Genomic DNA, 13,351 nt, shown 5'->3' with positions numbered 1-13,351 from the left:
CAGTGCTACTATGTGAAAATTATTTTGCTGCAGGTTGATTTGCAATTGCTTCATCCATTAGCTGTTTGCGTTCTTCTTCAGAAATGGATTTTAATGTTTCATTAATTGCTTCTAAATTTTCATCGCCTTTTTTAAGACCAATTGCAACGGCTGTATCCTCTTCTTTCGTTTCAAAACCATCTTCCAACTCTACATATACAAAGTTTTCATTTGCAGCAGTCGAAGATACTGCCTCTGGTCTTTCAGCAACATAGCCGTCAATTACTCCAGATTCCAATGCAACTCGCATATGAGAGAAACTTTCCATCGCTGTTTCTTTTTGTACATCTGGAATTTGATCGATTACTTCATAATTTGTTGTGTTTAACTGAGAAGTGATTTTAGCACCTGCAAAATCCGCTAATGTTTTCGCATTGGCATATTTTCCACCAGCTTTTGTAACGATAACGAGTTCACTAGTGTAATAGTTTTCTGTAAAATCAATGACTTTTTTACGTTCATCGGTTGGACTCATACCTGCGATAATGGCATCAATTACACCTGATTCTAATGCTGGAAGTAGCCCATCCCATTCTGTTTTAACAATCACTAATTTTTTCCCTAATGCATCGGCAACACGTTTTGCAATTTCTACATCATAGCCACCAGCATATTCTTCAGAACCTTCAATTTTAACTGCTCCGTTTGAATCATCCTGTTGTGTCCAGTTAAACGGTGCATAACCAGCTTCTAAACCTACTTTTAATACATCGCTATCTTCCTTTGAAGAGGATGATGAAGTACCTTCCTCAGAACTGCCACATGCAGCAAGTAAAATGACTGCTAATAAAGTCGTCATTAATAATGTAATTTTTTTCGACATCTTTCTCTCTCCTTTTACTTTTTTCGAGCTTATAACGCAAAAAGCGACCTAAGATGAACTTAGGTCGCTTGAATAGAAAAGCCCAAATCCTCTTACGCTCCCGATTGAGATAGCACCCCTCAGATGGTTGGGAAACTCCATCTGAGACAGTCCTGCAATTATTCACTGCAGACCCAGCATGAAGTAGAGAGCCTACTTACACACTTCGGCGACATTTCCTATTTTCCATATCATTGCTTTGCTCTAAGCTCCATGAAAAACTAATAAATATCGCGCCTCTACCCCACTCGTAACGTGAGGTTTTAATATTAAATTACTATTAATATGTTACTATATTAACATCTTTGTGTCAACATTGATTATTCTGATTAATAAAATATTCATATAGTTATATATTCCATTTTAAAGGTCGAAATATAAAAAACCTCTAGCAAAATAATTTCGCTAGAGGCTTCCTTATAATTAAGAATTTAAAAGTAAATCTTCAGGATTTTCAATTAACTCTTTAACTGTTTTTAAGAATCCAACAGAATCTTTACCATCGATAATACGGTGGTCATAAGAAAGAGCTACATACATCATTGGGCGGATTTCCACTTCCCCGTTAACAGCCACTGGACGGTTAACGATAGAGTGCATACCTAAAATACCAGCTTGAGTACCGTTCATAATAGGAGTAGACATTAATGAACCGAATACACCACCGTTTGTAATTGTAAATGATCCACCAGCCATGTCGTTTAGGCCTAATTTTTTGTCGCGAGCTTTTTTCGCTAATTCTGCGATATCTTTTTCGATTTCAGCAAAGTTTTTGCTATTTGCATCACGGACTACTGGTACAACTAAACCTTCTTCAGTTGAAACCGCAATACCGATATCAAAGAAGTTATTTAAATGGATTTCATCTCCAACGATTTGTGCATTAACGTATGGATATTTTTTAAGCGCCGCAACAACTGCTTTTGTGAAAAATGACATAAATCCAAGTTTGATATCGTTTGCTTTTACGAACTCTTCTTGTTTGCGTTTACGTAAAGCCATGATGTTTGTCATGTCAATTTCATTGAATGTTGTTAACATTGCAGTTGATTGTTTAACTTCTAATAAACGTTTTGCAATCGTTTGACGACGACGGCTCATTTTTTCAATTGTTACACGGTCAGATTCAGCTGCTGGTGTGAAAACAATCGGACCATTTGTAGATACAACTGGTGCTGCTGGTGCTGCTACAGGTGCTGTACCATGAGCAGCTACGTCTTGTACACGTACGCGACCTTGTGGATCTACTGGTGAAATTGATGCTAAATCAATGCCTTTTTCACGTGCTAATTTACGTGCTGCTGGAGAAGCAACAACGCGTTCGTTTGAAGTTTCTTCTACTACTGGAGTTGCAGCTGGTGCTGGTGTTGGTGCAGCTGCTACTGGTGTAGCTTCAGCTTTTGGAGCTTCTTCAGCTGGTGCTGGCGCTGCGCCTTCTCCAGCTTCAACAACAGCGATTACTTGACCTACAAGAACTGTATCGCCTTCTTCAGCTAGGATTTGAGTTAAAACGCCAGCTTCTTCAGAAATAATTTCAGCATTAACTTTATCAGTTTCTAATTCAACGATAAATTCGCCTTTTTCAACATGATCTCCAACTTTTTTTACCCACTGGGCAATTGTACCTTCTGTAATCGATTCTGCTAATTCAGGGACTTTAATTTCAGCCACTTTGATATCCTCCTTTGAATAAACATGTGTACCTTTGAAATAGAAGGCACACATGCATCTACTAACATGTAATAGCCTATTTGAATATTAACATCAAAAGTTTATTTAGAAAGAGCTTCGTCAATAACTTTTGCTTGTGCAATTTTATGAGAATCCATGTCTCCTTCAGAAGTTGAAGACATTTCAGGACGACCAACATATTTCACTTTTTTACCATCAGCAAGGTCTAGCAAATATTCAAGTGCATATTTCCAAGGACCTTGGTTTTTAGGTTCTTCTTGTACCCAAACGATTTCTTTTGCATTTGGATATTTCGCAATAATTTCAGATATTTTTTGTGTTGGGAAAGGATATAGTTGTTCCACACGAATAATGTGTATGTTTTCATACCCTTTACCATCTTGAATACGATCTGCTAAATCAATTGTTACTTTACCTGAAGCAAGGATAATACGTTCTACTTTTTTCGCATTTCCACCTAAACCTGGTTGTTCAATTACTTCTTGGAATTTCCCTTCAGATAACTGCTCTAAAGATGCTGCAGCTAACGGATGGCGAAGTAATGATTTTGGTGAAACAATAACTAATGGACGGATTGCTTCAGTTCCAAGCATTTTCGCTTGTCGGCGAAGTAAGTGGAAGTAGTTACCTGCATTTGAACAGTTCGCTACAATCCAGTTATTCTCAGCTGATAATTGTAAATATCTTTCAATACGAGCTGATGAATGTTCCGGACCTTGTCCTTCAATTCCGTTTGGTAATAAAAGAACTAATCCTGATTTTTGACCCCATTTAGAGCGGGCAGATGAAATAAAGTTATCAAACATAATTTGGGCCATATTCGCAAAGTCACCGAACTGAGCTTCCCAAATTGTTAAAGCATTTTCATTTTCTAAATTATAACCATATTCAAAGCCAACAATTGCCGCCTCTGTTAATGGAGAATTATAAACAGTAAATGATGCTTTTGAATCCGATACGTTGTGTAATGGAACGAATTCTGCGCCATTATTTTTGTCATGAAGTACTAAATGGCGTTGAGAGAACGTACCACGTTGAGCATCTTGACCACTAATACGAATTGGGTTACCATCGCGTAAAATTGCAGCAAATGCTAATGTTTCTGCGTGACCCCAATCAATTTTATCCGTTTCTAATGCTTCTACACGTTTATTTAATATTTTTGCTAACTTGTTTTGAGGTTCAAAGCTTTCAGGCCAAGCAAGAAGATCTTCATTTATTTGTTTTAAATCTACTTTTGAAACGCTTGTTTCAACTTCTGGATATTCATTTTTCACTTCTTCTGGCATTTCGATTTCGAAGTGGCCTTTAGTAGCACCTACTTCTTTTACGTGATCATAAGAAGCTTGCATTTCTGCGTAAATTTCTTCATCCAGTTTTTTCACTTGTTCTAAAGAAAGAATTCCTTCATTAGCTAATTTTTCTCCATAAAGAACACGTACTGTAGGATGAGTTGAAACAATTTTATATGTTAAAGGATTGGTTACTGTTGGGTCATCCGTTTCGTTGTGACCGAATCGACGATATCCAATTAAGTCTATTAAAATATCTTTGCCAAAGGTTTGACGATATTCAAACGCTAAGTGGGCTACTTGTACAACTGCTTCAGGATCGTCAGCATTAACGTGAATTACTGGAATACCGTAACCTTTTGCCACGTCTGAAGAATAGCGAGTTGAACGAGAATCAAAATGTTCTGTTGTAAAACCAATCATATTATTTGAAATAATATGGATTGAACCACCCGTTGAGAAACCAGTTGTTTCCGCGTAGTTAAATGTTTCTTGAACGATTCCTTCCCCGGCAAATGCTGCATCACCATGTACAAGTACCGCTAATGCTTTTGATGCATCGTGAACAGGTGCACCTGGCTTCGTAGTATCTTCTTGAGCAGCACGAGTTGAACCTGTAATAATTGGACTTACAACTTCTAAGTGTGATGGGTTATAAGCTAATTTCACTTTCATTCCTGAGTCTTTTGTGTAAGTAGCTCCCATATGGTATTTCACATCACCAGTCCAACCTTTAGAAATTTCTAAAGTACCATCTTCAGGGAAGAAATAGTCATTTGGCACATGGGCAAAGTCTGCAAACATCATGTCATAAGGTTTATTTACTACATGTGTTAATACATTTAAACGGCCTCGGTGAGCCATACCGATTTGTAAAAATTTCATTTTCTCGTCATCGGCTTTTTTAACAATTTCGTCTAACAATACAACTAATGTATCTAAACCTTCAATTGAGAAGCGTTTTTGACCTACGAACGTTTTATGAATAAATCTTTCGAAATCTTCAACGCGTGTTAATCTTTCTAATAACTCTTTTTTCTGTTCAGTAGTTAAGCTTACAGTTGTTTTACCTGATTCAATTTTATCTTGAATCCATTGACGTTCTGCATCATCAACATGAGCATATTCATAAGCAATTTTTCCAGTATAAATTGCACGTAAATAGTCAATTGCTTGCTTTCCGTTGGTAACGCTTCCAGGGACATTATGAAAGAATAATGAAGCTGGCATTGCAGTTAGATCGGCTTCACTTAATCCGTAAGCGGATAATTCGATGCGTGAAGAATCTAATTGACGGTCTTTTAAAGGGTAAATATCCGCAGCTAAATGCCCGTGGGAACGTAGAGCATCAGCTAATTTAACCGCAGCAAATATTTTTTGAATATTGCCTGTTTCGTGTGCTACGCCTTCAACAGCAACTTGCTCTCCACCAAGAACTGGCGCACCAAATTGTTGGAAAAGGGTAACGAGTTCTGGTTCTACTTGTTCTGGAGACTGTAAATATAAATCATATTGCTCCATTACATAACCTAAGTTAGGACCAGAGAATGCTGACCAAGGGGAACCAGCAAATAATACATTGTTCGACATGAGAATAACCTCCAAATTTCGCCCTAAGGCAGTTCCATTGTTTTACCTAGAATATTATTTCATATTTTACCATTCTTCTACAATACAAATTATCTATTGCTATTTATCGAAGAACGTTTTTTTTCCATTTCAATCTTACTACTCTTCACAAAAAATACAACTATTTTTCTCAAAATGAGCAATTTTTTTGGCAAATAACCGTTTTAAGCAGGAATTTATGAAAAAATTTCATTAAATTTTAAAACTTAATGTAAAAGTTGTACCTTTTTCTACTTCACTTACCACATCCATTTCAATGTGATATTTTTCAGCTAACATCTTCGTAATACTTAATCCAAGACCTGTACCACCACCGATATTTTCCCTTGAAGTATCCACTCGATAAAAACGATCAAAAATATATGGTAAATGTTCCTTTGCAATTCCAATCCCATTGTCTTTTATCGTCATAAAAAGACTTTCAGATAAATAATGGACTTCAATGTTAATAACCGGATTTTTATCATTATATCTTATTCCGTTTTCTACAATGTTGCGTATGATTTGTGCCAATGCATTTTCAGAAACATTTGGCTGCTTTGGTTCACCGTTTTCTTTAATGCGAATCGTTGTTTGGGGATAAATCATTATTAGCTCATCTTTCACAGATGTGAGAACTTTTCCGATATTAGCATATGAATGTTCGTCTCTCTTTTCTTTTCTCGCTAAATCTAATAACTCCTCAATCATTTTCTTCATTCGAACAACTTCTTCTAGTGAAGAAGTTAATGATTCTTCCAAAATATCCGGATCGTTTTTACCCCATCTTTTAATTAATGATAAATGTCCTTCGATAGCCTGAATCGGTGTTCTTAATTCATGGGATGCATCAGAAACAAATTGTTGTTGTTTTGCAAAGGAAATTTGCAATTCGTTCATCATCGACTCATAAATATTCAGTAAGTCGCCTATTTCATCATCTGCATTATAGGCTAAGTGAATTTTTTCTTCAAAACCTTTATCTCGAATGGATAACATGGAGTCCCTCAAATCTTGTATAGGTCGAATTAAAACATTGGCTAAATAATATCCAATAGCACCTGCAATGAGCAATGCTCCTAACCCTGCGATTAACATAGTTGTTAAAACGTATTGCATCATCGATTGAAACGTTTCAAGAGGATGGATGAGTTGTATGATGCCTGTAAAAGGTCCAATGGTCACCATTTTGTTTACAACAAATACATCTCGATTATCAATTACTTCCTTTGACACAATCGTTTTTCTTATTTTCTCATAATCTAATTCAATTGGAGCTGCAGAAGATTCGTCATTGATCCGTAATACTTCATAACCATCCTTATTAAAAATTCTTACCGTTTGATTTTGATTTACTATCGCTTTAAATAATCCTGTATTTCCTTGAAACTCTTGAATCGAAATAGAGCCATTTTGAGAATTAAAGAAGGATGTTAAGTCATCTACGGTACGTATCGCATTATTTTCTTCATTTTGCAAAAGCCATGAATATAGGGCAAAATAAATAACTGTACAAATGGCAGCATAGCTTATAAAAATGACAATGGACGTTGATAAAATCCACTTCTTTTTTAATGATTGATTTTTAAAAATGGCGTTCTTCAGTTTATTCATTCCCTCACCACATATCCTACTCCGCGCACAGTTTCAATATATGGATTTGAATCTGTCTTTAGTTTAGATCGCAAATGGCGAATGTAAACATCTACCACATTCGTTTCTACCTCCGTATTGTAGCCCCAAATCGATTGTAGAATCATTTCCCTTTCACAAACACGATTTTTATTTTCACATAATAGTTTTAATAAATCATACTCTGTTTTCGTCAATTCAAGTTTTTTATTTTCAAAGAAAACTTCATAGGATTGTGGCTTAATTACTAATTCTCGAACGCAAATTTCTTCATCTTTCTCCAGTTCTTTTTCTCCGATACTTTGAGTTCTTCTTAAGACAGAACGTATTCGAGCAAGCAATTCTTCAATGGCAAATGGCTTCACAATATAATCATCTGCTCCAGAATCTAACCCTGCCACCCGATCCATTACCGCATCCCTTGCCGTAATTAAAATAATCGGTACATCGGATTTCGCTCGGACGCGGCGACAAATTTCAATTCCATTTAGACCTGGCAGCATGACATCAAGCAAGAGACAATCGAACTGTTGTTCTAACGCTTTATTTAAACCATCTCTCCCATCATGGGTTACTGTTACGTCAAAATATTCATGCTCTAATTCCAATTCCATAAATCGAGCTATATTTTTTTCATCTTCCACTATTAAAATTCTTTTTTTCATTGAATCATCCCTCGAAAATTGTATAAAAAATCCTCGTCTTAAGTTTAACTTAAAACGAGGACTTAATAAAACTACTATGACTTTTCTTTGAAATGGTGGAACTAGTTCCCAAAGTATCTTACAAAAAATTAACAATGGGTTCATTTGCAGTTCATTAAAACCTATTATTATTGTAATGTATTAAATTTGATCATTAATTTGCAAAAGAAGCTGTTTCTTTTTTTACTAACTCAATGCTTTTTTCATACTGTTTCTGTTCATCCGTTTCGTTATAGTTTAAAAATGTTAAGTTATGGATGTCGAAAGTGTATTCGGCAGTAACCGTTGCGTTTCCAATTAACGTTAATTCATAACGATCGCCATTTGTTTTCACTTCACATTTTACAAAACCGCCCGGATTGAATACGGTAATGACATCATTATGAACGAAGCCGTTTAATTTCGACACAAGGGCTGAAGCGGTCATTGCAGTACCACATGCATTCGTAAAACCTACTCCTCGTTCAAAAGTTCGAACAAAAATTGTGTCATTTTTCATTGGATAAACATAACTTACGTTTACGCCATCAACACAATACTCGTTTTCACCGTTTAATAACTCAGCTAACGATTTTTGATGCGTATTGTTTTCAATATAAGTTTGGTCCACGATTCCAATCAAATGGGGATTCGGAACAGAAACAGCCGTAAAAGGAATGGTTGTTGAAAATTCTTGGATAATTTGATGACGAATTTCCTCTTGACCTTTATAGCTCATAGGTAAACTACTTAGAGCAAAGGACACTGGTGATATTTCAACGGCATATGTTGGAATATCTTCTAATAGAGGTGACTCTTTTCGCACCTTCAAATTGGCTTTCATCGTTTCAATGATCGCTTCTTCCTTTTCAAGTTGTTCGCATACGAATCTAGCAACACAACGTAAACCATTTCCACACATGGAAGCTTCAGAACCGTCAGCATTTATGACTCTCATTTTGGCGTCGGCAATAGTTGATGGTAAAACTAGCAATAAACCATCAGCTCCACCGTTGTTTTCTTTTTGACATAACCAAGTTGTTAACTTAGTCCAATCAACTTCATTTTCATTGTTAGTTTGATATAAATAAAATGTATTGCCTGATCCATGAACTTTTAATAAAGTTCTTTCCATCAGCTCACCCGCTCTCTTTCTATTTACTACTATAATAAGTGTTTATATAGGTTGAATCAACTTAATAAAAGGAACACTTTTTTATACTTTTTTAATATTTTCGCCACAAATTCGTCATAGCGAATTGCGTAATAAAAAGTTTAAATTTTTGTATAGAATAGAATATTTATAATATGATATTATCATCTCAACTATTTTTTTAAAGTTGATTTTGAGAAACGAAAAAATCTAAAATTTTTTGTTTGACGTCTTGTTCCTTTCGTTATATTATTTTGTTCTGTTGCCTTGTGACAAAGTAATTTTCGGATTTGCAACTATCCAAAAAAGGAGGCGTTTCATTTGTTAAAATATCGAGATCTTTCTGAAACAAATGAGTTATACCAATTAATGATACATCCAACCGTTTTCCCTTTTGTTCGTCATAAAGCATATTCTCCTGAAGAATATTTATTTATAACAAAACAGTTATTGGAAGAGGAACAACTAGGAAAGACGATTTCACGAACGATAACCGATGACTGGGGTCAACCAATTGGTACCATTAATCTATATGACGTTCAAGATGGCGCTGGCTTCCTTGGGACTTGGATAGGTGCACCTTATCAGGGTAAAGGATACAACCAAGCTGCAAAACATGAGTTTTTAACAGAGCTATTTTTTGAAAAGGATTTCCATACCGTATTTTTACGAATCCGAAAAGAAAACGAAAAATCGAAACGTGCCTCCCAAAAATTACCGTATGTCGTTTGTGCGAAAGAATCCCATCCGGCATTATATGAAGAAATTAATAGTGGTGAGGTAAAATTCGACTTATATAAAATCCCAAAAGACTTATTCTACATCGTAACAGCAAAGGAACAAGCAAACGAAGAACAAGCAATGTAACATTCTTTTTCAATGCTTATACTTTAATAAAAGAATACAATAGTAAAAGTAGGTGATTCATTGAATGAACCACCTACTTTTTTACGCTATTCATATCATAATCAATAAATATTTATTTTTCGTATTGAAGAATAAGGCTAACCATTTCATCAGGAGTTTTCGGGCTTTCAGCTTTTTCCATCGCATCAATCATCTCATCTTTTCTTGTACTCAAAGCCTCAATCGCCTTCATGAATGTATTTTTCGTTAATAGTTCTTCTTCTAATACGTGGGCAAAACCTTGACGTTCAAAAATATTGGCATTTAAAATTTGATCTCCACGACTTTTAGATGCTGAAAGAGGTACTAATAACATCGGTTTTTTTAATGCTAAAAATTCGAATATTGAATTAGAACCAGCTCTAGAGACAATAAAATCCGCAGCATAAAGTAAGTCGGGCAGTTCCGTTGTCACATAGTCGAATTGTTTATAGCCTTTTAAGCGATCTAAAGTAGTATCTACATTCCCTTTTCCGCATAAATGGATAATATTAAATTCTTTTAATAGTTCCGGTAAATTATTTCGTAATGCGTCATTTAAAACAGCCGAACCTAAACTTCCTCCCATGACAAGAAGCACTTTTTTCCGCTCTTCAAACCCACATCGTTTTTTTCCTACAGATGCATTACCCGTAAATAATTGTTCACGAACAATAGAACCGGTACATGTTGCTTTATCGCTTGGTAAATACTTTAATGTATCTTGAAAAATCGTAAATACATGGGAAGCAAACGGTAAAGCAATTTTGTTAGCTAGACCTGGTGTAACATCTGATTCATGAATCACTACAGGAATCTTTGCTAACTTTGCCGCGATGACAACAGGTACTGATACAAACCCACCTTTGGAAAAGATGATAGATGGCTTAACCTTACGAATAATCCTAAATGCTTGCCCAACGCCAGCTAAAACTTTAAATGGATCTGAAAAGTTCTTCATTGAAAAATATCGACGTAATTTACCACTTGCAATACTGTGATAAGGTACTTCGGGAAAACTTTCGGTAATTAACTCTTTCTCAATTCCATCATAAGAACCGATATAATGTACATCATATCCTTCCTTTTGTAAGGAAGGGATAATTGCTTGATTTAAAGAAACGTGACCGGCTGTGCCGCCACCAGTTAAAATAATTGATTTTTGTTTCACAGAAATCTCCTATCTAAATACAATAATTTGTATTTCATTTAAATATATATGATTGCAAAAAATATAAATGAAAAAACAATAGTAAGCCTTGCTTTAGTCATCCTTTTTCAGTCAATATTGTACCATAATTTATGGACCAAACCCATTTTAAATAAGATTGACGGGGAAAATCAAGATTCATATAAAATAATTCAAAATAAAAAAATACCGGGCAAGAATGAATTCTTGTCCCGGTATTTTAACCAACTATTATAGTTGAATAAATTGTTGTGTCCAGTGATTTCCATCTGCCACATAACCTACACCAATGTGTGTAAAGTTAGCGTTCATAATGTTTGCACGGTGACCTTCAGAATTCATCCAAGCTTGTACGACTTCTTCTGGTGTTCTTTGACCTTGTGCAATATTTTCACCTGCTGCTTTATATGAAATACCTGCAGCCTTCATTTGATCAAATGGGCTTCCGTAAGTAGGACTTGTATGGGAGAAATAATTATTTTTCGCCATATCAGCAGATTTTTCACGAGCAACTGACATTAATGGTGCATACATTTCTAAAGGTTTTAAACCTTGTTTAGCACGCTCAGCATTTGTTAATTCGATAACTTTTTCTTCAAATGCAGAAACAGAACCGTTTTCTGCAGCTGGTGCTGCTGGTTTTTGAGCTGCTTCATTATTTGTAGTTGGTGCTGGTGTGTTATTGTTTGTTACAGGTTTTGCTTCAGGAGCTGTAACTTCTTTTTGTTCCTCAGCTGGTGCTGGTGTTTTCACTACTTCTTTATTAGTAGTTTCATTTTTTGATGGAACTGTTACTTCCTTCGCTTGTTCTGGATTATGCTTTGCTTCTTCTTGTACTTTAGAAGCTAGTAATTCTTCTAATTTAGTTGTAGAGATTGATAATTTATTCGCAAGGTCTTTAATGCTTGCCTCATCAGTTAAAGAACAGTTGTTTAAAAAGTTGTTTAAAGCATTTTCGAATTGATCTGGATTAACAACTTTCACCATGCTTTGAACTGATATATTTTGACCTTCCTCATTATTAGACGCAGCATCTGCTGTCGGAACTTGTGTTGAGATTAAACCTAGTGCACAAAATGTGATAAACCATTTTTTCATTTTGTATTCCTCCTCTCGCAACTAATCATATACGAGAAAAGTTGAAAAATATGGACCATAACTTGGTAACAGTACCAAGCAAATGATTGAACCTCATAAACTATGACTTTATTTATCTATTTTTCTAATAAAATTTTCCTATTATCAAAGAACTTACCTGCGAAATGCTATTGACAAATTTTTGAGTTCGTTTTATAATGCAAATTCATTTCTTATATTACAACAATATTACACTATTTCTCATTTAAAACTTCTATTTCTTGAATATTTTCTCCAATCATAACGATTTTAGAAGGCATATGAATATATTCTGGCAACCATTGAACTAAACCATATGCATATTGGAATAACATCGGATTTTTAATTCCTTCTATCGGAACATATCCTTTTATTCTATATACAGTTGAAGGCAATGAGCGTACCCATTCTTCAAATTGTTCCTGCGTATAACTTGTCTTTAACTCTACTAATCGTGAACTTAAATATAATTGAGTGCCGATTCTAGCGATTTCAATGTCCTCTTTCGACTTGTGTGCTGTTGCCTTTAATTTCTCTAATAGTGAAAGCGGCACTTTACCGTTTGTCGTCTGTAAAATAAAAGCGTTTGGATTCACATTTTGCATTTCAAAAACAACTTTTGCTTGTTCTACTTCCGTTAATAAATCCATCTTGTTTGCTAATAAAAGATGGGCATGACGAATTTGTTCTAAATAGAGACTTCGAACTTGAGGTGTTAACGTTTCCCGTTCTAACCATAGCTTACTATCTGCTACCGTTACGATTCCCTTAATATTCAACTGCTCTGCAAAAAGAGGTGAATATACCGCATCCAACGCTTCCACGGGATGGGCAGCCCCCGTTGTTTCAATAATAAGGACATCGAATTCGGAATCCATAAGCAAAGATTGAATTTGAGCTTCCGTTTTTTCAGCACCTGAACAACAAATACACCCCTCTAACATTTCCTTTAGAGGGACATCTTCATCAACTGCTCGGGAGTCAAAGGGCAACTTCCCTAATTCATTCATTATAACAGCAGGCTTTAACCCCTTTTCCTTCAATTGTCGTAATACATCCGTTAACATGGACGTTTTTCCACTACCTAAAAATCCACTAAATAAATAGACATCTTTCATTTTGACACATCCTTCTATTATGGAAGAAAGAGCTGTTCATTGCTCGATACTCGAACAAAAACAGCCCTTTCTACATCATTTT

The 13,351-nt window shown here is 35.3% G+C and carries 10 protein-coding genes and 1 riboswitch; of the genes, 1 reads left to right on the top strand and 9 read right to left on the bottom strand.

Annotated elements, in window-relative coordinates; translation table 11 throughout:
• Nucleotides 1–19 precede the first annotated feature (19 nt).
• From ACH0B5_RS02275 to dapF, 6 genes are all read right to left on the bottom strand, one after another.
• Nucleotides 20–862, bottom strand: a complete 843-nt coding sequence (locus ACH0B5_RS02275) for a transporter substrate-binding domain-containing protein (RefSeq protein WP_122971745.1) — start codon at nt 860–862, stop codon at nt 20–22.
• A gap of 102 nt (nt 863–964) precedes the next feature.
• Nucleotides 965–1,151, bottom strand: a riboswitch (Lysine riboswitch).
• A 173-nt stretch (nt 1,152–1,324) separates the two neighbouring features.
• The gene (gene odhB, locus ACH0B5_RS02270; RefSeq protein ID WP_122971744.1) at nt 1,325–2,572 is read right to left on the bottom strand and encodes a 2-oxoglutarate dehydrogenase complex dihydrolipoyllysine-residue succinyltransferase; all 1,248 of its coding nucleotides are present in this window, start codon (nt 2,570–2,572) and stop codon (nt 1,325–1,327) included.
• Between the two features lie 101 nt (nt 2,573–2,673).
• Entirely contained in the window at nt 2,674–5,475 is a 2,802-nt protein-coding gene (locus ACH0B5_RS02265; RefSeq protein ID WP_341362032.1) for a 2-oxoglutarate dehydrogenase E1 component, read from the bottom strand.
• Between the two features lie 231 nt (nt 5,476–5,706).
• Nucleotides 5,707–7,107 carry a HAMP domain-containing sensor histidine kinase gene (locus tag ACH0B5_RS02260; RefSeq protein WP_122971742.1) on the bottom strand — a complete coding sequence of 467 codons (1,401 nt, stop codon included), beginning with the start codon at nt 7,105–7,107 and terminating at the stop codon, nt 5,707–5,709.
• Nucleotides 7,104–7,790, bottom strand: a complete 687-nt coding sequence (locus ACH0B5_RS02255; protein WP_122971741.1) for a response regulator transcription factor — start codon at nt 7,788–7,790, stop codon at nt 7,104–7,106. The genes ACH0B5_RS02260 and ACH0B5_RS02255 overlap by 4 nt, the downstream gene beginning before the upstream one ends.
• A 193-nt stretch (nt 7,791–7,983) precedes the next feature.
• Nucleotides 7,984–8,943 carry a diaminopimelate epimerase gene (dapF, locus tag ACH0B5_RS02250; RefSeq protein WP_122971740.1) on the bottom strand — a complete coding sequence of 320 codons (960 nt, stop codon included), beginning with the start codon at nt 8,941–8,943 and terminating at the stop codon, nt 7,984–7,986.
• A 339-nt stretch (nt 8,944–9,282) separates the two neighbouring features.
• On the opposite strand from dapF, the gene ACH0B5_RS02245 reads away from it, so the two are divergent.
• Nucleotides 9,283–9,828 (top strand): GNAT family N-acetyltransferase, encoded by a 546-nt coding sequence (locus ACH0B5_RS02245; RefSeq protein ID WP_122971739.1) that lies wholly within the window; start codon nt 9,283–9,285, stop codon nt 9,826–9,828.
• Nucleotides 9,829–9,940: 112 nt separating this feature from the next.
• Here the strand turns inward: ACH0B5_RS02245 and ACH0B5_RS02240 are convergent, their stop codons facing one another.
• The 3 genes from ACH0B5_RS02240 to ACH0B5_RS02230 all read right to left on the bottom strand — a co-directional run bounded on the left by ACH0B5_RS02240 (nt 9,941) and on the right by ACH0B5_RS02230 (nt 13,269).
• Nucleotides 9,941–11,017, bottom strand: coding sequence for an undecaprenyldiphospho-muramoylpentapeptide beta-N-acetylglucosaminyltransferase (locus ACH0B5_RS02240; protein WP_122971738.1), 1,077 nt, complete (start codon nt 11,015–11,017; stop codon nt 9,941–9,943).
• A 249-nt stretch (nt 11,018–11,266) separates the two neighbouring features.
• Complete coding sequence (locus tag ACH0B5_RS02235; protein WP_122971737.1) at nt 11,267–12,133, bottom strand: CAP domain-containing protein; 867 nt, start codon at nt 12,131–12,133, stop codon at nt 11,267–11,269.
• Between the two features lie 233 nt (nt 12,134–12,366).
• A complete protein-coding gene (locus ACH0B5_RS02230; protein ID WP_122971736.1) occupies nt 12,367–13,269 on the bottom strand; it encodes a CobW family GTP-binding protein in 903 nt (300 codons plus the stop codon).
• Nucleotides 13,270–13,351 lie beyond the last annotated feature (82 nt).

This window comes from Ureibacillus sp. 179-F W5.1 NHS (assembly GCF_045369345.1).
GTDB lineage: Bacteria > Bacillota > Bacilli > Bacillales_A > Planococcaceae > Ureibacillus > Ureibacillus halotolerans.
Note: the sequence above shows the minus strand (reverse complement) of the source record. Positions and strands in the feature narration are given on the sequence as shown.

Excerpts from the sequence above, each read along its gene's own strand:
- ACH0B5_RS02265 (WP_341362032.1), bottom strand. The coding sequence starts at position 5,475 with ATGTCGAACAATGTATTATTTGCTGGTTCCCCTTGGTCAGCATTCTCT.
- ACH0B5_RS02260 (WP_122971742.1), bottom strand. The coding sequence starts at position 7,107 with ATGAATAAACTGAAGAACGCCATTTTTAAAAATCAATCATTAAAAAAG.
- ACH0B5_RS02230 (WP_122971736.1), bottom strand. The coding sequence starts at position 13,269 with ATGAAAGATGTCTATTTATTTAGTGGATTTTTAGGTAGTGGAAAAACG.
- ACH0B5_RS02235 (WP_122971737.1), bottom strand. The coding sequence starts at position 12,133 with ATGAAAAAATGGTTTATCACATTTTGTGCACTAGGTTTAATCTCAACA.
- ACH0B5_RS02275 (WP_122971745.1), bottom strand. The coding sequence starts at position 862 with ATGTCGAAAAAAATTACATTATTAATGACGACTTTATTAGCAGTCATT.
- dapF (WP_122971740.1), bottom strand. The coding sequence starts at position 8,943 with ATGGAAAGAACTTTATTAAAAGTTCATGGATCAGGCAATACATTTTAT.
- ACH0B5_RS02255 (WP_122971741.1), bottom strand. The coding sequence starts at position 7,790 with ATGAAAAAAAGAATTTTAATAGTGGAAGATGAAAAAAATATAGCTCGA.